At 71.5% G+C, this 19087-nt stretch carries 22 protein-coding genes; 12 read left to right on the top strand and 10 right to left on the bottom strand.

Features of this window, described 5'->3' with window-relative positions:
* The first annotated feature begins 8 nt into the window (after nucleotides 1-8).
* Nucleotides 9-365: a TraR/DksA family transcriptional regulator gene (locus BM236_RS00180; RefSeq protein WP_091118889.1), complete on the top strand. Its 357-nt coding sequence runs from the start codon at nucleotides 9-11 to the stop codon at nucleotides 363-365.
* 92 nt (nucleotides 366-457) lie between these two features.
* Nucleotides 458-1066: a hypothetical protein gene (locus tag BM236_RS00175; RefSeq protein ID WP_091118888.1), complete on the top strand. Its 609-nt coding sequence runs from the start codon at nucleotides 458-460 to the stop codon at nucleotides 1064-1066.
* A gap of 21 nt (nucleotides 1067-1087) precedes the next feature.
* On the opposite strand, the gene BM236_RS00170 is transcribed toward BM236_RS00175, so the two are convergent.
* Nucleotides 1088-1711 carry a hypothetical protein gene (locus BM236_RS00170; RefSeq protein WP_139229979.1) on the bottom strand — a complete coding sequence of 208 codons (624 nt, stop codon included), beginning with the start codon at nucleotides 1709-1711 and terminating at the stop codon, nucleotides 1088-1090.
* 80 nt (nucleotides 1712-1791) lie between these two features.
* Nucleotides 1792-2043: a hypothetical protein gene (locus BM236_RS00165; protein ID WP_091118885.1), complete on the bottom strand. Its 252-nt coding sequence runs from the start codon at nucleotides 2041-2043 to the stop codon at nucleotides 1792-1794.
* A 123-nt stretch (nucleotides 2044-2166) separates the two neighbouring features.
* Between BM236_RS00165 and BM236_RS00160 the strand changes: the two genes are divergently transcribed.
* The 5 genes from BM236_RS00160 (at nucleotide 2167) to era (ending at nucleotide 7238) form a co-directional block, all read left to right on the top strand.
* The gene (locus BM236_RS00160) at nucleotides 2167-3555 is read left to right on the top strand and encodes an FAD-binding oxidoreductase (RefSeq protein ID WP_245750041.1); all 1389 of its coding nucleotides are present in this window, start codon (nucleotides 2167-2169) and stop codon (nucleotides 3553-3555) included.
* A complete protein-coding gene (locus tag BM236_RS00155) occupies nucleotides 3552-4859 on the top strand; it encodes a class I SAM-dependent methyltransferase (RefSeq protein WP_091118882.1) in 1308 nt (435 codons plus the stop codon). The genes BM236_RS00160 and BM236_RS00155 overlap by 4 nt, the downstream gene beginning before the upstream one ends.
* Nucleotides 4860-4928: 69 nt before the next feature.
* Nucleotides 4929-5462 carry a pyridoxamine 5'-phosphate oxidase family protein gene (locus BM236_RS00150; protein ID WP_091118881.1) on the top strand — a complete coding sequence of 178 codons (534 nt, stop codon included), beginning with the start codon at nucleotides 4929-4931 and terminating at the stop codon, nucleotides 5460-5462.
* Nucleotides 5463-5529: 67 nt separating this feature from the next.
* Nucleotides 5530-6315 carry a siderophore-interacting protein gene (locus BM236_RS00145; RefSeq protein WP_091118879.1) on the top strand — a complete coding sequence of 262 codons (786 nt, stop codon included), beginning with the start codon at nucleotides 5530-5532 and terminating at the stop codon, nucleotides 6313-6315.
* Nucleotides 6312-7238: a GTPase Era gene (era, locus tag BM236_RS00140; RefSeq protein WP_217645172.1), complete on the top strand. Its 927-nt coding sequence runs from the start codon at nucleotides 6312-6314 to the stop codon at nucleotides 7236-7238. Before BM236_RS00145 ends, era begins: the two co-directional genes overlap by 4 nt.
* 4 nt (nucleotides 7239-7242) lie before the next feature.
* Here era and BM236_RS00135 read toward each other — a convergent pair whose 3' ends face one another.
* Genes BM236_RS00135 through BM236_RS00125 form a run of 3 tightly spaced genes read right to left on the bottom strand, consistent with a single transcriptional unit; the run spans nucleotide 7243 to nucleotide 9722 of the window.
* Nucleotides 7243-8052, bottom strand: coding sequence for a septum formation family protein (locus BM236_RS00135; RefSeq protein ID WP_245750040.1), 810 nt, complete (start codon nucleotides 8050-8052; stop codon nucleotides 7243-7245).
* Complete coding sequence (locus BM236_RS00130; protein WP_091118874.1) at nucleotides 8049-8849, bottom strand: septum formation family protein; 801 nt, start codon at nucleotides 8847-8849, stop codon at nucleotides 8049-8051. Before BM236_RS00130 ends, BM236_RS00135 begins: the two co-directional genes overlap by 4 nt.
* Before the next feature lie 60 nt (nucleotides 8850-8909).
* Nucleotides 8910-9722: a sigma-70 family RNA polymerase sigma factor gene (locus BM236_RS00125; protein WP_091118873.1), complete on the bottom strand. Its 813-nt coding sequence runs from the start codon at nucleotides 9720-9722 to the stop codon at nucleotides 8910-8912.
* 258 nt (nucleotides 9723-9980) lie between these two features.
* On the opposite strand from BM236_RS00125, the gene leuA reads away from it, so the two are divergent.
* Nucleotides 9981-11729, top strand: a complete 1749-nt coding sequence (leuA, locus tag BM236_RS00120; protein ID WP_091118871.1) for a 2-isopropylmalate synthase — start codon at nucleotides 9981-9983, stop codon at nucleotides 11727-11729.
* A 66-nt stretch (nucleotides 11730-11795) separates the two neighbouring features.
* Here the strand turns inward: leuA and BM236_RS00115 are convergent, their stop codons facing one another.
* Nucleotides 11796-12623: a hypothetical protein gene (locus BM236_RS00115; protein ID WP_091118870.1), complete on the bottom strand. Its 828-nt coding sequence runs from the start codon at nucleotides 12621-12623 to the stop codon at nucleotides 11796-11798.
* A 17-nt stretch (nucleotides 12624-12640) separates the two neighbouring features.
* Between BM236_RS00115 and recO the strand changes: the two genes are divergently transcribed.
* The 4 genes from recO to BM236_RS00095 all read left to right on the top strand — a co-directional run bounded on the left by recO (nucleotide 12641) and on the right by BM236_RS00095 (nucleotide 15868).
* Nucleotides 12641-13369: a DNA repair protein RecO gene (gene recO, locus BM236_RS00110; protein ID WP_091118868.1), complete on the top strand. Its 729-nt coding sequence runs from the start codon at nucleotides 12641-12643 to the stop codon at nucleotides 13367-13369.
* 166 nt (nucleotides 13370-13535) lie between these two features.
* Nucleotides 13536-14633, top strand: coding sequence for a YibE/F family protein (locus BM236_RS00105; protein WP_245750039.1), 1098 nt, complete (start codon nucleotides 13536-13538; stop codon nucleotides 14631-14633).
* Between the two features lie 11 nt (nucleotides 14634-14644).
* Nucleotides 14645-15439 carry an isoprenyl transferase gene (locus tag BM236_RS00100; protein WP_091118867.1) on the top strand — a complete coding sequence of 265 codons (795 nt, stop codon included), beginning with the start codon at nucleotides 14645-14647 and terminating at the stop codon, nucleotides 15437-15439.
* A gap of 42 nt (nucleotides 15440-15481) precedes the next feature.
* On the top strand, nucleotides 15482-15868 hold the full coding sequence (locus BM236_RS00095) for a RidA family protein (RefSeq protein ID WP_091118865.1): 387 nt from the start codon (nucleotides 15482-15484) through the stop codon (nucleotides 15866-15868).
* An 8-nt stretch (nucleotides 15869-15876) separates the two neighbouring features.
* Here the strand turns inward: BM236_RS00095 and BM236_RS00090 are convergent, their stop codons facing one another.
* Genes BM236_RS00090 through BM236_RS00075 form a run of 4 tightly spaced genes read right to left on the bottom strand, consistent with a single transcriptional unit; the run spans nucleotide 15877 to nucleotide 19043 of the window.
* Complete coding sequence (locus BM236_RS00090; protein WP_091118864.1) at nucleotides 15877-16287, bottom strand: Fur family transcriptional regulator; 411 nt, start codon at nucleotides 16285-16287, stop codon at nucleotides 15877-15879.
* Nucleotides 16274-17302 carry a metal ABC transporter permease gene (locus tag BM236_RS00085; protein ID WP_091118862.1) on the bottom strand — a complete coding sequence of 343 codons (1029 nt, stop codon included), beginning with the start codon at nucleotides 17300-17302 and terminating at the stop codon, nucleotides 16274-16276. Before BM236_RS00085 ends, BM236_RS00090 begins: the two co-directional genes overlap by 14 nt.
* Nucleotides 17299-18084 (bottom strand): metal ABC transporter ATP-binding protein, encoded by a 786-nt coding sequence (locus BM236_RS00080; protein WP_091118860.1) that lies wholly within the window; start codon nucleotides 18082-18084, stop codon nucleotides 17299-17301. Before BM236_RS00080 ends, BM236_RS00085 begins: the two co-directional genes overlap by 4 nt.
* Nucleotides 18075-19043, bottom strand: a complete 969-nt coding sequence (locus tag BM236_RS00075) for a metal ABC transporter substrate-binding protein (RefSeq protein WP_091118859.1) — start codon at nucleotides 19041-19043, stop codon at nucleotides 18075-18077. The genes BM236_RS00080 and BM236_RS00075 overlap by 10 nt, the downstream gene beginning before the upstream one ends.
* Nucleotides 19044-19087: the final 44 nt, after the last annotated feature.

Below are 19087 nucleotides of genomic sequence, written 5' to 3'. Positions count from 1 at the left end.
ACCGGACGATGACCGACATCCCCGACCCCGAGCAGGCGCGCCGGCGCCTCGACGAGGAGCGACAGCAGACCCTGCGCCGGCTGGCGAGCCTGCGCGACGACTTCGACGCGGTGGTCGCGGCGTCGCGCGACACCAACGCCGACGACGAGCACGATCCCGAGGGCGCGACCATCGCGTTCGAGCGCTCGCAGGTCGACTCGCTCCTCCGGCAGGGCCGGCGACACCTCGAGGAGGTCGACGCGGCACTGGAGCGGGTGGAGGCGGGAACCTACGGGATCTGCGAGACCTGCGGCGGCCCCATCGGCGAGGGACGGCTCGATGCCCGGCCCGTCGCACGGACCTGCATCCGGTGCGCCGGCGCATAGCGCAGATTGGGGACTGTCGACATCGGTCGCTCCCGCCGGTCCCGCAGGCGTCCTAGCGTCCGAGGATCGGGCGATCCGGGAGGAGGCTACCGATGGCGGTGCAGGACGACCCGAAGTTCCAGCAGCTGGTCGTGGCCTTCGTCGAGGAGTGCAGCCACCGCGGCGTCCGGCTGGACCGGGCCGCCGCCGAGGGCGTCCTCGCCAGCCAGCTCTCGTTGTACGCCGGGCGGGCGCGGGTCAGCGAGATGGAGGTCCTCGAGAGGTACTTCGACGAGCGATGGCCCCGTCGGTTCGCCGTCCTCTTCGTGCGGTGCGACGGCGGCATCGGCCGCAGGTCCGTCGAGCCGGACCGGTCCTACGCGCTCGCGAATGCCTGCAGCCTGCTGACCGCGCTGGCCAAGGCGGTCGAGCTGGCGGTCGCCAGCGGTGGCCATGCGGATCGCGACGAGTGCGACCTCGCGATCGCGAGCGCGGCGGCCTGTGTCGCCGAGCTGGGCGCGGCGGTGCGCTCGCGGACGACGCCGGACGTCGTCCTGCCGGGCTCGGCGGTCCGGTTCGCGCGGGAGGTCCTCGACGTGGCGGCCGAGCGCGCGGCGTCGGGCAGCTGGCGGTGCTGCTGGTGCTCCGACGTCCGCCACGAGCACGAGCAGCCCCAGGTCGTCGTCGAGCAGCTCCAGGTCGACCTTCTGCTGGTCCGCTGACCCGCGTCCACGCGGAGCGGCTCACTGCTCGCGGCGGACCGCCTCGGTGCAGCTGGCGACGAAGTCGCCGATGATGAACTCGTACCAGTCCCAGGGGCAGGTCGCGATCTGCTTGCCGTCGGACAGCAGGGCGACGGTCCGCTCCCAGTCGCGGTCGGGGAGATGGGTGCGCTCGACGTAGAGCGGCTCGAGCACCTCCACCCGTTCCAGCGTCTCGTCGAGCCGAGCCACCGTCGCGACCGAGTCCCTCATCCTCTGCTCGAGCTCATGGCGCCGACGCATCCGCTCCCAGCCACCGATCGCCGGGAAGTCCACCCTCGGCGGGCGGCGGAGGAGGACGCAGTCACGGCCGGGCCACTCGAGCAGCCAGTGGACCTGGCGATGGGAGGTCTTGGCGAGGGCGGCCTGCGCGGCGCCGTGGGCGTCCTCCGGGAGCCGGTACAGCTCCCAGGCGTGCTGGTCCATGTCGAAGTGCACCGGCTCCGAGGGCCGGTCGTCGTGCCAGCCGTAGATCAGCGACCCCAGCGAGAGGTCGTCGATGACGCGCTGGTCATCGGCTGCTTGTCCCGCGAACCGTCCCGCGGACTGACCCTCGAACTGACCCTCGGACGACTGCTCGCGTCCCTCGGACTCCGGCTCGAACACCGACACCCTCCCGGTACACCCCCGTGCCAGCCCCGAGATGCCGACCTGCTTCCGCAGGTAGTACCCGCCGGACGACCGGCTCACTCCAGCGGGAGCGTCCCCAGCTCGACGGTGATGTGGATGCCGTCCTCCTCGCGGTAGGCGGTCAGACCGGTCATCGTCGCGATGTCGGGCTTCTTGGCGCGCATGTGCACCAGCAGCGCCTCGATCGCCAGGGCGAGGCGCGCCTGGGTCACGGGCTTGCTTCGCCATTTCACCTGGTTGCTCTCGAAGTGGGGCCAGGCCTTCTCGGCCAGGGTCGCGATCGCGTCACGCTCGGCAGCGGTGGACACGGGCTAGCTCCTCGCTCGGCGGGGGTGGGGGCGAGTCGAGGATAGGGGAGCGCCCGGAGTCGCTCCTCACCGGTCCGCGGACCCCGAGCGTGGACGCGAACGATGAGGAGTAAGTTGACGCGCGTGACGACCGGAGGGACGCCGTCCAGGACCCAGTCCACCGCCTGGCGGCGGCATGAGGAGGCGGTGGAGCGGCTGCGCGCGTCGTACGCGCAGATCCCCGCCGGCGCACCCGTGCGGCTCGCCAAGAGGACCACGAACCTGTTCCGCGCGCGCGCCGCGTCGACCGCCCCCGGGCTCGACGTCAGCGGCCTGAGCGGCGTGATCGAGGTGGACGCCGAGGCGCAGACCGCCGACGTCCAGGGCATGTGCACCTACGAGGACCTCGTCGACGCCACCCTCGCCCACGGCCTGATCCCCTACGTCGTGCCCCAGCTGCGCACGATCACGCTCGGCGGGGCGGTGACCGGGCTCGGCATCGAGTCCACCAGCTTCCGCAGCGGGCTGCCGCACGAGTCGGTCGTCGAGATGGACGTCTTCACCGGCGCCGGCGAGGTCGTCACCACCCGACCCGGCGACGACCTCTTCGAGACCTTCCCCAACTCCTACGGCAGCCTCGGCTACGCCACCCGGCTCAGGATCAGGCTGGAGAAGGTCCCCAGCTTCGTCAGCCTCCGCCACGTCCGCTTCGACGACGCCGACCTGCTCGCCAAGACCATCGGGGAGATCACCGCGGCCGGCGAGTACGACGGCACGCGGGTCGACGGCCTGGACGGCGTCGCGTTCGCGCCGGGGGAGTACTACCTGACGCTGGCGACCTGGACCGACCGGACGGGCGGCACGACGCCCAGCGACTACACCGGCCAGCAGGTCTACTACCGCTCGATCCAGCAGCGCGCCACGGACCTGCTGACCGTCCACGACTACCTGTGGCGCTGGGACACCGACTGGTTCTGGTGCTCGGGGGCGTTCGGTGCGCAGAACCCGACCCTCCGCCGGCTCTGGCCCAAGCGCCTGCGCCGCAGCGACGTCTACATGCGGCTGCTCGGGCTGGACCGCCGCTTCGACATCGCCGACCGGCTCGACCGGCGGGCCGGCCGGCCGCTGCGCGAGCGCGTCGTCCAGGACGTCGAGGTCCCCGTCGAGAACCTGCCGGCGTTCCTCGAGTGGTTCGACCGCGAGGTCGGGATGCGGCCGGTCTGGCTGTGCCCCCTGGTGGCGCACCAGAAGTGGCCGACGTACCCCCTCCGGCCCGGCGAGGTCTACGTCAACGTCGGCTTCTGGGGGACGGTCCACGTCGGGCCGGACGCGCCCAACGGGCCCAAGAACCGCGCCATCGAGACGAGGGTCCACGAGCTCGGCGGCCACAAGTCCCTCTACTCCGAGGCCTTCTACGACCAGAAGACCTTCGACGCGCTCTACGACGGTGCCAACCTGGCCGCCGTCAAGGCGAAGTACGACCCCCAGCACAGACTCACGAGTCTCTACGAGAAGGCGGTGAAGAAGCGGTGACGACACCCGACATCGCAGGCACGATCAACGGGTTGTTCGAGGGGGGTCTGCCCATCCGGCTGACCGCCTTCGACGGCAGCCAGGCCGGCGCGGCCGACTCGCCGTACGGCATCGAGGTGCTCAACAAGCGCGGCCTGCAGTACATCCTGACCGCCCCCGGCGACCTCGGCCTGGCCCGTGCCTACGTCAGCGGCGACCTCGAGCTGCACGGCGCCCACCCCGGTGACCCCTACCCGCTGCTGGCGCAGATCCTCGAGCGGACCGACTTCTCGCGTCCGTCGATCGCCGACATCGCGGGCCTGGTCCGGACCCTCGGGATCAGCAGCTTCAACCCGCCCAAGCCGCCGCCGCAGGAGCACCTGCCCGCCTGGCGGCACAAGGCCGAGGCCCTGCGCGGCAACGTCGCCGCCGTCGCGCGGTGGGGACGGCACTCGCAGGAGCGTGACGCCGAGTCCATCCACCACCACTACGACGTCTCCAACACGTTCTACGAGTACGTGCTCGGCCCGTCGATGACCTACACCTGTGCCGTCTTCCCGACCGCCGACGCGACCCTCGAGGAGGCGCAGGAGAACAAGTACGACCTGATCTGCCGCAAGCTCGACCTCAAGCCGGGCCAGCGGCTGCTCGACCTCGGCTGCGGCTGGGGCGGCATGGTGCGCCACGCCGCGAAGCACTACGGCGTCAAGGCGCTCGGCGTGACGCTGAGCCGCGAGCAGGCGACCTGGGCGCAGGAGGAGATCAAGCGGCAGGGCCTCGACCACCTGGCCGAGGTGCGCTTCTCCGACTACCGCGACGTGCCCGAGACCGGCTTCGACGCCGTCAGCTCGATCGGTCTGACCGAGCACATCGGCGTGAGCAACTACCCTGCCTACTTCGGCTTCATCCGTGACCGGCTCAAGCCGCAGGGCCGGATGCTCAACCACTGCATCACCCGCGACCACAACAACGTCAAGGGCGCCGCGGGCGCCTTCATCGACCGCTACGTCTTCCCCGACGGAGAGCTGATCGGCTCCGGGACCATCGTCACCGCGGTCGAGAACCAGGGCCTCGAGGTGCAGCACCACGAGAACTTCCGGGTCCACTACGCCAAGACGCTGACGGGCTGGAACAAGAACCTCGTCGACAACTGGGACGCCTGCGTCGCCGAGGTCGGCCTGCCCACCGCCAAGGTCTGGGGTCTCTACATGGCCGGCTCCCGGCTCGGGTTCGAGCGCAACATGATCCAGCTGCACCACGTGCTCGCGACCCGGACCGTCGACGGCGTCTCGGACTACCCGCTGCGGCACGAGTTCGGCGCCTGACGTCGGATCGGCCGCTCGCCGTTCGTGGAGAGGGTGACCACCACCCGCACTCCCGGAGGAGAGAGCGCCATGAAGACGAAGAACCTCGCCGGCGCACACGGCGTCCCGACGATGGACTGGGACGCCGTGCGCACCCGCCTCGAGGCGGGCTTCGACCAGGGGCCCGGCTCGCAGGAGGGCGAGCCCGGCCGCTACTCGACCTGGGTGACGACCGTCGGCCCCGACGGCCGCCCCCACATGAACGCCGTCGGCGCGATCTGGCTCGACGACCACTTCTACCTCGTCACCGGGCCCGGCACGCGGCGTGGCCGCAACCTCGCCCACGACCCGAGCTGCGCGATAGCCCTCTCGGTGCGCGAGTTCGACCTCGTCGTCGAGGGGCGCGCCGTGCGGGTCCTCGGCGACGAGCTCGAGCACGTAGCGGCCCGCTACCGGGAAATCGGCTGGCCCGCCGAGGTGGTCGGGACCGGCGAGGGGCTGGAGGCGCCGTTCATGGCCCAGTCCGCCGGTCCCGCCCCGTGGCACGTGCACCGGGTCGACGCGACCTCCGCCCACGCGGTCGAGTGCGTCGAGCCGGGCCGAGCGACCCGCTGGACGTTCTGACCGTCGCCCGGCTGCCGCGCCCCCGGGTGGCTCGGGTCTCCCGGCGGTGCGCGGATAACCTTGCCGGGTGAGCGTGAGGGCTGAGCAGTACGACGCACGGGTGATCACCCGCGAGGTGCTCTCGCCGCACCTGGTTCGGATCGTGCTCGACGTTCCGGGGTTCGTCTCGACGGGCGTCCCGGACGAGTGGGTCGGCCTGGTCGTGCCCGGGCAGTTCCAGTCGCGCTACTACACCGTCCGCTCGGTCCTGCCGTCCGCGGGCTCCGTCCGGCTCACCCTCGACATCGTGGTCCACGAGACCGGCTTGGTGACCGAGTGGGCCGCCCGTGAGGAGATCGTGGGGGAGACCGTCACGATCACCGAGCCCAAGGGCTCCTTCGAGCTGCCGGAGGACCCGCGCTGGCTGTTGCTCGTCGGCGACCTGACCGCACTGCCCGCGATGGCCCGCATCAGCGAGACCCACGCCGGCCTGCAGACCCGGATCCTCGCCGAGGTGCCCACCACCGACGAGCTCGGCGGCTACCTGCCTGGCCACCCCCAGATCACCTGGCTGGGCGCCGGCGAGGAGTCCCGGCTCGCGTCGGTCGTCGAGGGGCTCGACTGGCCCGAGGGCGACGGCTACTTCTGGATGGCCGGTGAGTCCGCCCAGATGCGCGCGATCCGCAAGCACCTGATGCGGGACCGGCAGCTGCCGAGCCACGCCTACGATGTGATGGGCTACTGGCGCGCGAGCACCGGCCGACAGCCGCGCAGGGTCGACCCCGGACCGGTCTACCGGGCCGGCAAGGCCGCCGGGCTCACCGACGAGCAGATCTGGGCCGACTACGACCAGGCCCAGGAGGCCCAGCAGTGAGCGATTCCCCCTACCGGAGCGGCTTCGTGTCGTTCGTCGGCCGGCCCAACGCCGGCAAGTCGACGCTCACCAACGCCCTGGTCGGCACCAAGGTGGCGATCACCTCCGACAAGCCGCAGACCACCCGCACCGTCGTCCGGGGCATCGTGCACCGCGCCGACGGCCAGCTGATCCTCGTCGACACCCCCGGCATCCACCGGCCGCGGACGCTGCTCGGCGAGCGGCTCAACGACCTGGTCGAGGCGACCTGGACCGAGGTCGACGTCGTGGCGATCTGCTTCCCGGCCAACGAGAAGATCGGACCCGGCGACCGACGCATCGCGGAGAACGCCAACAAGCTCAAGAAGGGCATCAAGCGGGTCGCCGTCGCCACCAAGACCGATCTGGTCGGCCCGGAGCGGATCGCCGAGCACCTGCTCGACATCAGCACGGTCGGCTCCGAACTCGGGATCGAGTGGGCCGAGATCGTCCCGGTCTCGGCGAAGGCCGGTGACCAGGTCGGGCTGCTCGCCGACCTGCTGCTCGGGCTGCTGCCCGAGGGACCGCCGCTCTACCCGGAGGGCGACCTCACCGACAGTCCCGACGACATCCTGGTGGCCGAGCTGATCCGCGAGGCGGCGCTGGACGGCGTACGCGACGAGCTGCCGCACTCCATCGCCGTCGTGGTCGAGGAGATGGCGCTGCGCGAGGACCGGCCCGCGGACAGGCCGTTGATGGACATCCACGCCAACCTGTACGTCGAGCGCGACTCCCAGAAGGGCATCGTGATCGGCCACAAGGGGTCACGACTGAAGGACGTCGGCAAGCGCGCGCGGCTCCAGATCACCGACCTGCTGGGCGTGCCCGTCTACCTCGACCTCCACGTCAAGATCGCGAAGGACTGGCAGCGCGACCCGCGCCAGCTGCGCAAGCTGGGCTTCTGAGCGGTCAGGCCGGCGCCCAGCAGATCCCGTAGGTCTGCCCTGCGTCCCACTGGGCCTGGGTCGGCCACTCGTAGCCCCACTTGTAGTCGAGGGCGTCCTTCGCGACGGCCCGACCCGCCTCCCGGCAGGTCTTCTGGCCGGCCGACTTCGCCGCCGCCTCGCCCGGGTAGGCGTCGGTCGGGAGAGGGATCGTGCGCAGCGCCCGCCAGCTGTGGTCCTCCCCGCACGGCACCCGGCGGAAGCCGGGCGTCCCGGGCTCGGCGGTACCGCACATCGCCCACGGGCCGTCCTCCGCAGCCGATCCCCCCAGCGCGCCCTTGAGCCCGCCGGTCAGCGCGGCGAGCTGCTGGTCGCCCCCGACGGCGATCACGTCGCAGCGGAACCAGTCCGCCCCCTCGTCGGAGGCCTGGACGGTGGGGGTGAACCAGACCGCACGCAGCATCGACAGGCGCAGCTGCTCCGCCGACCCGTCGAGGAACGACGCGAGCCGCTCGGGGCACGTCGTCCGCACCTGGCGCTGGACCCGCGGCGAGTCGACGGCGACGAGGTGGCCGCCCGTCTCGGTCTCGAGCCGCCCGACGGCGTACGTCTGGGACGTGTGCGGCCCCTGGCACGGCACCGGGTCGTCGGTGGTCGTCGGGGCGAGCGCCTGGGCGTAGGTGAGCTGGTGGCAGACCCGGTTCTTCGGCGTCGGGGCGGCCGTCGCCCGCGGGGGCGGTGTCGGCCTCGCGGTCGCGGCCGGGTCGTCGTCGGCCGAGGTGCAGCCGGCGGCGACGAGGAGGACCGCGGCGAGGGCGCTGAGCAGGCGGGTCACTGGTTGGTCTTCGCCCAGCACACCGAACGCCGGTTGCCGGCCTTCCACTCCGCCTCGTGGAACCACGTGTAGGCGTAGTCGTAGTCGCTCGGGTAGCCGAGCCAGGCCGCCACCGAGGAGGCGCAGAAGTCCTTGCTCTTCTTCGCCACCGCCGCGTCGCCCGGATAGGGGTCGTCCGGCTCCCCGACCTTGATCACGGTCACCGCGCGCCAGCTGTGCTGCTTGGAGCAGGGCAGCTTCACGCCGTGGTCGGGGTCGGTCCCGCGCGCGCACGTCATCCACTGGTCGTCCGGCTTGGCCGACATCAGACCCTCGGTCGTCGCGGGGAGGTCGAGGTAGCGCCGGGAGCCGTCGCCGCCGCCGAGCAGGTCGCAGCGGTACCAGCGAGCGCCCTTGGCCCACGCCTTCTCCGAGGGCCGGAACCACACCCAGCTCAGGATGGACCGCATCACGACGCTGTCGGTGGCACCCAGGTGCTCGCTGAGGGCGTCGCCGCACTCCTGGTAGGCCCACGCGTCGAGGTCGGCGTCATGGTAGTCGGCCTTCTTGGCCTCCGCCGGCAGCTTGCCGGCGGCATAGGTCTCGGCGTTGTGCGGCTCGGTGCAGGGGACGAGCTTGCCGGCGTTCGTCGGCTCGGCCATGTCCGCCCGCTTCAGGTTGCGGCAGGCACCCACCTCGGGGACCGCGGTGGAGTCGACCTGCGCCGGGTCGGCACCCGCCGGGACGTCCTTGCCGCCACAGCCCGCCACCAGCGTGAGGGGGAGCAGCACGGAGAGGACGAGGAGGGCGGGGCGCACGGCGTTCGATGCTAGATCAGATGGCCAACTCCCGTGCGCATCGGCGGTGCGCCGGAGACGTCAGGTGATCGCGCACCGCAGGTCGCGCAGGATCCGGGTGAGCAGGCGGGAGACCTGCATCTGCGTCACGCCGAGCTCCTCGCCGATCTGCTCCTGGGTCTGCTCCTCGAAGAAGCGGAGGTAGATGATCCGGCGGTCCCGCACCGGCAGTGTCCGCACGACGGGCGCCAGGGTGGCCCGGGCATCCGCGGCGGCCAGCTCGCCGGCGTCGGCCTCCTCGGTCCCGTCGGGGATGAGCTCGCCGAGCGTCGCGTCGGCCTCGTGACCGACCGGCTGGTCCAGCGAGGTCGGCTGGAAGCACCCGACGGCGGTCATCGCGTCGGCGTACTCGTCGCCGGTGATGCCGAGCGCCTCCTGCACCTCGGCGCCGGACGGCTCACGGCCGAGGTCCTGGGTGAGCTCGGAGACGCAGGCGCTCACCTGCCACTGCAGCTCCTGGACCCGGCGCGGCGGTCGCACCGTCCAGCCGTGGTCGCGGAAGTGCCGCTGCAGCTCCCCGCGGATGGTGGGCACCGCGTAGGTCAGCAGCGGTCGGCCGTGGGAGGAGTCCCACCGGTTGACCGCCTTGACGAGCCCTTCGTACGCCGCCTGCTGCAGGTCCTCGAGGGGGATCCCGCGCCGCTGGTAGCGCGAGGCCACCGCCTCGGCGACGCCGCGGTTGAGGAGGATGACCTGGTCCAGCAGCCGCTGGCGGCGGTCCTCGTCGTCGGTGCGCTCGGCGAGCGCGAGCAGGTCCTCGGTCGTCTCGGCCCGCGCGGCCCGTTCGGCCTGCACACTCGCCGAGGTCGCGATCGTTCGCACGGCAGCTGCCATCTCCAGCCTCCATCCCGAGTGGTGGTGGTGCAGTCCCGCCTAGGAAACTAGCAGCGCCGGAGGCCTCGCGCCGAGCACGTCCGCGGAAGCGTCGTCCCCTCCACGCGGCCCCGATCGTGCTGCTATCGTGATCGGCATCATGATGCGCAGCCTCCTCCTTAGCTGCCGCAGCGGGGCCTGAACGCCGGACCCCTCGCTGCGGAGTTCTTCGTGCGCCCGGCGGCCACCCGCAGCTAGAGGAAAGATCCGAGCGAAGCCATGACCAACCTGAGCAACACCACCAACCAGCAGCGACCCTCCGGCATGCCGGTCCAGCGCTACCGGCCCTTCGTGCCGGTCGACGTCCCCGACCGGACGTGGCCGACGAGGAAGATCACCCACGCGCCGCGCTGGCTCTCCACCGACCTGCGCGACGGCAACCAGGCCCTCATCGACCCGATGACGCCGGCCCGCAAGCTGCAGATGTTCGAGCTGCTCGTCCGGATGGGCTACAAGGAGATCGAGGTCGGGTTCCCGAGCGCGAGCCAGACCGACTTCGACTTCGTGCGCCAGCTCATCGAGGAGGACCGCGTCCCCGACGACGTCCAGATCTCGGTGCTCACCCAGGCCCGCGAGGACCTGATCGAGCGGACGGCGGAGTCGCTGGCCGGCGCGCCACGCGCGACGATCCACCTCTACAACGCGACCGCCGAGCTCTTCCGCCGGGTGGTCTTCGGCGTGACGCCCGAGGAGTGCATCGGCATCGCCGTGCGCGGCACCGAGCTGGTCATGAAGTACGCCGAGCAGCACCTCGGCGGCATCGTCGGGACCGAGGACTTCGGCTACCAGTACAGCCCGGAGATCTTCACCCAGACCGACACCGACTACGCGCTGGAGGTCTGCGAGCGCGTCTCCGACGTGTGGCAGCCCGAGCCGGGCCGCGAGATCATCCTCAACCTGCCGGCCACGGTCGAGATGTCGACGCCGAACACCTACGCCGACCAGATCGAGTACTTCGGCCGCGGGCTGACCCGCCGCTCGGTGTCGGCCGTCAGCCTGCACCCGCACAACGACCGCGGCACCGCCGTCGCCGCGACCGAGCTGGCCCTCATGGCCGGCGCCGACCGCGTCGAGGGCTGCCTGTTCGGCCACGGCGAGCGCACCGGCAACGTCGACCTGGTCACCCTCGGCATGAACCTGTTCAGCCAGGGCATCGACCCGATGATCGACTTCTCCGACATCGATGAGATCCGTCGCACCGTCGAGTACGCCACCAACCTGCCGGTCCACCCGCGCCACCCCTACGCGGGCGACCTGGTCTACACCGCCTTCTCCGGCTCCCACCAGGACGCCATCAAGAAGGGCCTGGAGGACCTCGACCGCATCGCGGCCGAGCGCGGCGTGCCGGTCGGCGAGCTGCCGTGGGAGGCGCCGTACCTGCCGATCGACCCGAAGGACGTCGGCCGCACCTACGAGGCGGTCATCCGGGTCAACAGCCAGTCCGGCAAGGGCGGCGTGGCCTACGTCCTCAAGTCCGAGCACAAGCTGGACCTGCCGCGGCGCGCCCAGATCGAGTTCAGCCGGGTCATCCAGCAGCACACCGACGCCGAGGGCGGCGAGGTCGGCGCGGACCGGATCTGGGAGATCTTCCGGGCCGAGTACCTCGCCCAGGAGTCGCCCCTGAAGCTGAACTCCGTGCACACCTCCTCGGCGGCGGGGGAGAAGGACGCCCTCACCGTCAACGTGTACGTCGACGGCGAGCTGCGCACGCTCGAGGGCAGCGGCAACGGCCCGATCGCGGCGTTCGTCGACGCGATCAACGCGGCGGGCCAGGAGAGCGGCCACGAGTGGGACGTCCGCGTGCTGGACTACGCCGAGCACGCGCTGTCCTCCGGCGGCGACGCGCTCGCGGCGGCCTACGTGGAGTGCTCGGTCGGCTCGGAGATCTTCTGGGGCGTGGGGATCGACGCCAACATCGTCACCGCGTCGCTCAAGGCCGTCATCAGCGCCGTCAACCGCGCTCGCTGACCTTGTTGCTCGCCTTGTGAGTGCCAGCGTGACCGTGGGGTCACGCTGGCACTCGCAAGGCCGGGCTCAGTGCTCCTCGCGGACGGCCTGCCGGATCTGGTCGGTCGAGGTGCGGATGACGTCGCTGATCAGCTCGGTGGTGCGCGGGTCGGCCAGGGCCCGGTCGAGGATGCGCAGGATCGTGTCGGTGGTCGAGCGGACGATGTCGTCGTGGAACGGCACGAACCGCAGCCGGCCGGCCGTCCTGTCCTCCTTGACGAGCTCGAGCACCATCGCCTCCAGCTCGTTGCGGTTCTGGTCGATCGCGTGCTTGATGTTGTCGGCGTAGGCGCCCTTCTTCATCACCGCCACGACCTCGTCGAGGACGGCCACCGTGATGGGACGCTTGATCGCGTCGACGATCGGGTCGGCGAAATGCTTGACGAGGGCGGCGGTGAAGCGGTCGCCGAAGATGTTGTCGGCCCGGTCCGCGAGGCGGGCGACCCGCGCCAGGAGCACGACCCACAGCACCCAGTCGTGGTGGCCCGCGGCCGGCAGCGCGAAGGGCACGATCGCGGGGATCTCCCACCAGTGCCGGCCGAGGTAGGCCCGTCCGGTCCGGGAGCGCAGCCAGCGCAGGCAGATCGCGAGCGCGAACAGGACGCACACCGCGAGGTCGACGCCGACCAGCCAGTCGTGCCGGTCGGCACGGGAGCCGGCGTACGGCGGCTGGGGTCCGAAGATGAACCAGGCGTTGAGGGCGACGGCCACAGCAGCGAGGACCAGCAGGCTCCAGTCGAGCAATGTGCCGCGCCGCCCGGAGATCCGACGCCACTCCTCGTGCGCCGTCCGGTCCGCCGTCCGGTCGGCCGGTAGGCGGGTCCGCTGCGTGGCGTCCCACGCGCCTGGGGTCATGGGCGCACAATATGCGAGTGCCTCTCTACCGCGACGAGGCGATCGTGCTGCGCACCCACAAGCTGGGGGAGGCCGACCGCATCATCACCCTGCTGACCCGCCAGCACGGGCGGGTGCGCGCGGTGGCCCGCGGGGTGCGTCGCACGACGTCGAGGTTCGGGTCGCGGCTCGAGCCGTTCATGCACGTCGACCTGCAGCTCTCCGAGGGGCGCTCGCTCGACCACATCACCCAGGCGGAGACGCTGACGCCGTTCCACGCGGGCATCGGCGGCGACTACGACCGCTACACCGCCGGGACGGTGATGCTGGAGACCGCCGACCGGCTCGTCGCCGAGGAGCGCGAGCCGTCGCTGCAGCAGTTCCTGCTCCTGGTCGGCGGGCTGCGCGTGCTCTCGTCGGGGGAGCGCCGAGCGTCCCAGGTCCTCGACTCCTACCTGCTGCGCTCGCTGGCGGTGGCCGGCTACGCGCCCTCGTTCGACGGCTGCGCGCGCTGTGGCCTGATGGGCCCGCACCGCTGGTTCAACCCCTCGCTCGGCGGGATGCTCTGCGCGACCTGCCGGGTGCCCGGCTCGGCGTCGCCGGCACCTGAGACGCTCGCGCTGCTCGGCGCACTGCTGGCCGGCGACTGGCCGGTCGTCGAGGCGGCCGAGCCACGCCACCTGCGGGAGGCGAGCGGCCTGGTGTCCGCCTACCTCGCCTGGCACCTCGAGCGCGGGCTGCGGTCGCTGGAGTACGTGGAGCGCTGAGCGGACGGTGGGGGAGAAGTACGTCGGCCGGCGAGTGCGCAGCCGCGGGGCGGGCTCGCCTGCGCCGCACGGGCACGGGCACGGACATGGCCATGGGCCGGCTCCGGAGCTTGCCGTCGGCCGACTCCCACGCGCCCTCCTCACGGCGCTGCTCGTCGTGGTGGCGGTGCTGGCGCTCGTTGGTGTCGCACACTGGTGGCCGGACGCCGATCGGGTCGACAAGCTGAAGGGCTCGATGGCGTTCTCGTCCGAGGGGACGACGTACGAGACCGCGAGCGTGACGAAGGTCGAGCCGCGGTGCACCCAGGCCGTGGGTGGCAGCGACGGGTGCGGCCGTCTGCACGGCCGACTCGACGAGGGTCCTGAGCGTGGCACCGCCGTCACCGTCGACGTCCCACCCGAGGTCGCCGACCTCGGACTCACGACCGGATCTCGCATCCAGCTGCTGCGACAGCCCGCCGCTGGCGGCCAGCCTGCCGCCTACAGCTACTTCGGCATCCAGCGCGACCGACCGCTCTGGCTGCTCGCCGCGATGTTCGCCCTGGTGGTGGTCGCCGTCGCCCGACTGCGCGGACTGATGGCCCTCGTCGGGCTGGTGGTCGCCGCCGGCGTGGTCGGCGTCTTCATGCTTCCCGCCGTGCTCAGCGGGCACCCGGTCGTGCCGGTGGCGATCGTCGCCGCGGTCGTGATCATGTATGTCGTCCTCTACACCACCCACGGTCTCTCGTTGCGAACCAGCGTCGCCCTCGGCGGCACCCTCGCGGGAGTGGGGCTGACCGCGCTCGCGGCGTGGTACTCCGTCGGTGGCGCCCGGCTGACGGGGGTGATCGACGAGGCCGGCGCCACGCTCGTCACGCAGGTCCCCGCACTCAGCCTGCAGCGGGTGCTGATCGCCTCGGTCGTCATCGCCGGGTTGGGCGCACTCAACGACGTGACCATCACTCAGGCCTCGGCGACCTGGGAGCTGCGTGCCGCCGCGCCGCAGATGGGACGTGTCGAGCTCTTCCGCAGCTCGATGCGGATCGGCCGCGACCACGTGGCGTCCACGATCTACACGTTGGCGTTCGCCTACGTCGGCAGCGCACTCGTGCTGTTGCTGGCGGTCCAGCTCTACGACCGGCCGCTCCTCGACCTGCTCGGCACCGAGGAGATCGCTTCCGAGATCGTCCGATCGCTGGCAGGCGGCATCGGCCTGGTGCTGGCGATGCCCATCACCACGGCCCTGGCGACGGCCGTGGTCCCCGGTCCACGGCCGGCTCCGTAGGCTGCTGCCTCGTGAAGCGTCAGGTCCGTCAGCCCGCCCCGCACCCGTCCGGCGCGACGCCGCCGTCCATCCCCAAGGACCTCGTCCCGAAGCACGTCGCGGTGATCATGGACGGCAACGGCCGTTGGGCCAAGCAGCGGGGGCTGCCCCGCACCAGGGGCCACGAGGAGGGGGAGTCGTCGCTCTTCGACGTGGTCGAGGGTGCGATCGAGCTCGGCGTCAAGGCGATCAGCGCCTACGCGTTCTCCACCGAGAACTGGTCACGCTCCGCCGACGAGGTGAAGTTCCTGATGGGCTTCAACCGGGACGTGATCCGGCGCCGACGCGACGAGATGCACGAGCTCGGCGTACGCGTGCGGTGGGCCGGCCGGACGCCGCGGCTGTGGAAGTCGGTCATCAAGGAGCTCCAGGTCGCCGAGGAGCTCACGAAGGACAACGATGTCTGCACCCTCACCATGTGCGTCAACTACGGTGGCCGCGCCGAGCTCGCCGACGCCGCCAAGCGCATCGCTCAGGACGTCGCCGCCGGCCGGCTCAACCCGGACAAGGTCGACGAGAAGGTCTTCGCGCGCTACCTCTACGTGCCCGAGCTTCCCGACGCCGACCTCATCTGGCGTACATCGGGCGAGCAGCGGCTCTCCAACTTCATGCTGTGGCAGGCGGCGTACTCGGAGATGGTCTTCACCGACGTGCTCTGGCCCGACGTCGACCGCCGCCACCTCTGGGCGGCCTGCGAGACCTACGCGCGGCGTGACCGCCGCTACGGCGGCACCCAGGAGAGCGTCCAGCCCGGCCAGCTCGGCTGAATCCCGGTCGCCGTCGTTCCGCGACGGCCCTACGGTGACGGCATGGAGTTCCACGCCCCGTCGACCCTGCCCACCCCGCTCGGCTACAGCCACGCCGTCTCCGTCGAGCCGGGGCGCCGGCTGGTGTTCCTCTCGGGCCAGGTGGGCCTGACCGCCGACGGCGTCGTGTCCGAGGGGTGGGAGGCGCAGACCCGGCAGACGTTCCGCAACCTGGGCCTGGCGCTCGGCGCGGCCGGTGCGGCTTGGTCGGACGTGGTGAAGCTGACCTACTTCGTGACCACGACCGACGAGCTGCCGCTGGTCCGCGCGATCCGCGACGAGTTCGTCGACGTCGAGCACCCGCCGGCGAGCTCGCTGGTCCAGGTGGCCGGCCTCTTCCGCCCCGATGTCGTCATCGAGGTCGAGGCGGTCGCAGCGGTCGCGGGTTGAGCCCGCCGCTACTGACAGTCGCGACAGGTGCCGAAGATCTCCAGGGTGTGGGAGACGTCGGCGTAGCCGTGCTCGGCGGCCATCGCGCTGGTCCACCGCTCGACGGCAGGCCCTTCGACCTCGACCGTCCGACCGCAGGTGCGGCAGACGAGGTGATGGTGGTGGCTGTCGGAGCAGCGGCGGTAGATCGCCTCGCCGTCCTCGGTGCGCATCATGTCGACGTCGCCGGCCTCGGCCAGCCGCTGCAGGGTGCGGTAGACAGTGGCCAGGCCGACGGAGTCGCCGCGCCTGCCGAGCAGGTCGTGGATCTCCTGGGCGGACTGGAAGCCCTCGGTCTCGGCCAGCGCGGAAGCGACCGCCAGTCGCTGCTTGGTCGGCCGGAGTCCCGCCTGGTCGGTGGGCTGGTCAGTGTTCGTCATAGTGGCGCGCTCCCGCCTTGTCGACGTGCACCGCGTGCCGGTGCCCGTCGTGGACGTAGTCGACGTGGTCCCCGTGCTCGACGGCGAGGTGGCCGCAGTCGGGACCGTGCTGGTGGTCGTGGGTGTTCTCGCACTCCTCGTGGAGGACCGGCGCCACGGGATCGACCGGGAAGGGCTCCGCGAGCCGACGGCGGCGGCGCAGCAGCGAGCCGATCGGCCACGTGATCGCGAAGCAGGCCAGCGCGAGCACGACGATGGTCGCGCCGGGCGCGACGGTGGCCTTGTAGGAGGCGAAGATCGAGATGACCAGGCCGCCCAGGGAGGCGAAGGTGCCGAGTGCCATCGCTCCCCCGAGCGTCGTCCGGAACGACCGCGCGACCTGTTGGCTGGTCGCGACCGGAACGACCATCAGCGCGCTGACCAGCAGCAGCCCGACGGTGCGCATCGCCACGGTGACGCTGACCGCGGCGAGCACCGCGACGAGCAGGTTGTAGCCGCGCACCCGGAGCCCGGAGACCTTCGCGAACTCCTGGTCCTGCGAGACGGCGAACAGCTGCGGAGCGAGCCCGACGCCGAGAGCGATGACGACCGCAGCGAGCACCATCGTGATGATGACGTCGGTGACGTCGATGGTCAGGATCGACCCGAAGAGGTACTCCTGGAGGTGGGTCGCCGACTCGCCGCCGATGCCGGTGAGCAGGACGCCGCCGGCGAGGCCGCCGTAGAAGAGCAGGGCCAGGGCGACGTCCCCGTTCGCGCTGCCGCGCTCACGGATCAGCTCGATGACGGCGGCGCCGAACACGGCGACGACGACGGCGGTCCAGGTCGGCGAGGTGTGGGTGAGCAGACCGAGCGCGACCCCTGTCACGGCCACGTGGCCGAGGCCGTCGCCCATCAGCGAGAGCCGGCGCTGCACGAGGTAGGTGCCGACGGCGGGCGCCGCGAGGCCGGTGAAGAAGGCGGCGATGAGGGCGCGCTGGATGAACGGCTGCGCGAACAGCTCGGCGGGGCTCATCGGACGTCCGCCTGGTCGCTCTCGAGCGGGGCGACCACACGTGGCGCGTGGTCGACGTGCAAGGCGTACGGCGACTCGTGATGTGCCGCGTGCACGTCGGCGTGGGCGAGCGGGCGGCCGTCGTACACCTTGCGGCCGTCGCGCATGACGACCGCGCGCTCGACCAGAGGCTCGAGCGGGCCGAGCTCGTGGGCGACGAGCACGATGGTCGAACCGCGTGCCTTCAGCTGGCCGAGGGCGTCCGCGAGGGCGTACTGGTTGGGTAGGTCGACGCCGGCGGTCGGCTCGTCGAGGAAGAACAGCTCCGGCTCGCCCGCGAGCGCCCGGGCGATGAGGACGCGCTGCTGCTGGCCGCCCGACAACGTCGCGACACCGTCCCGGGCCTTGTCGGCCAGGCCGACCACCTCGAGGGCGTCGTCGATCGCCGCCCGGTCGATCCTGCTCATCGGCCGGAAGAGCCGGCGGTGCGTGAGCCGGCCGGAGGCGACGATCTCCCAGACGCTCGCCGGGACCCCCGACGTGGCACCGGTCCGCTGGGGCACGAAGCCGATCCGGCGCCAGTCCTCGAACTCGTCGAACGGCGTGCCGAACAGCTCCAGGCGGCCCCCAGCCAGCGGCCGGAGGCCGGTCAACGCCCGCACCAGGGTGGACTTGCCCGAGCCGTTGGCGCCCATCAGCGCGACGAACTCGCCCGCCTCGACGGTGAGGTTGATCCCACGCAGGATCGGTCGCCCGCCGATGGCGACGACGCCACCGCTGAGCGCGATCGGGGTCACTGGCATCCGTTCGCTTCCTCGAGAGCCTTCAGGTTGGCACGCATCAGGGAAAGGTAGTCCTCGTCGGCGGTCTCGTCGGTCAGCCCCTCGATCGGGTCGAGCACGACCGTGGTGATGCCCATGTCCTTCGCAAGCGTCCGCGAGAGCTCCGCGGGGACCAGCCTCTCACCGAACACCGTGGTGATGCCCTCGGACGTGATCAGCTGGTGCAACCTGCCCAGGTCGGCCGGGGTCGGCTCGGCGTCGGGGGAGAGGCCCGCGATCGGCTCGACGTAGAGGCCGTAGCGCCCCAGGTAGCCGAAGGCGTTGTGCGAGACCACGATCGTGTCCCGCTCGCAGTGCGACAGGCCGGCGCTGAACTCCTGGTCCAGCCTGGTCAGCTCGGTGTCCAGTGCTTCGGCGTTGGAGCGGTACGTCGACGCGTTGGCCGGGTCGAGCGAGGCCAGGCGGTCCGCCACCGCGTCGGCGACCCGCGCCAGCTTGAGCGGATCCTGCCAGAAGTGAGGGTCGAGGTCGCCGTGGTCGTGCGCCTCCTCGGCCTCCTCGTCGGCGGTCTCGCCGGCGCCGCTGTGATCGACGTCGTCATGGCCGCCGTGGCTCATCGGCTCCAGCCCGGCGACGTCGGCAGCGTCGACGGTCTTCGCAGCCGACTGCCCCACCGCAGCGTCGACCGAGGCCTGCAGTCCCTTCTCGTAGACGACCAGGTCGGCGGCCGCCACGTCGCCGGTCTGCTTGGGCGAGAGCTCGAGGTCGTGCGGCTCCTGCCCCGGCCGGGTCAGGTCGCCGACGGAGACCCGGTCGCCCGCGACGCGCTGGGCGACGAACTGCAGCGGGTAGAACGCCGCCACCACGGTCAGCTTCCCGTCGTCGCTCGTCGTGGCGGAGTCCGAGAAGGCGGCGCAGCCGGTCAGCGACCCGGCGGCGAGGACGGCGGCGGCGGCGGCGAGGGACACGAGCTTCGGCATGACAATGATTCTCACTCGCAATGAGAATCGTTGTCAAACATGGT

Source organism: Nocardioides terrae (genome assembly GCF_900112345.1).
GTDB classification, from domain to species: Bacteria; Actinomycetota; Actinomycetes; order Propionibacteriales; family Nocardioidaceae; genus Nocardioides; species Nocardioides terrae.
This window is presented reverse-complemented; position numbering and strand designations above follow the sequence as displayed.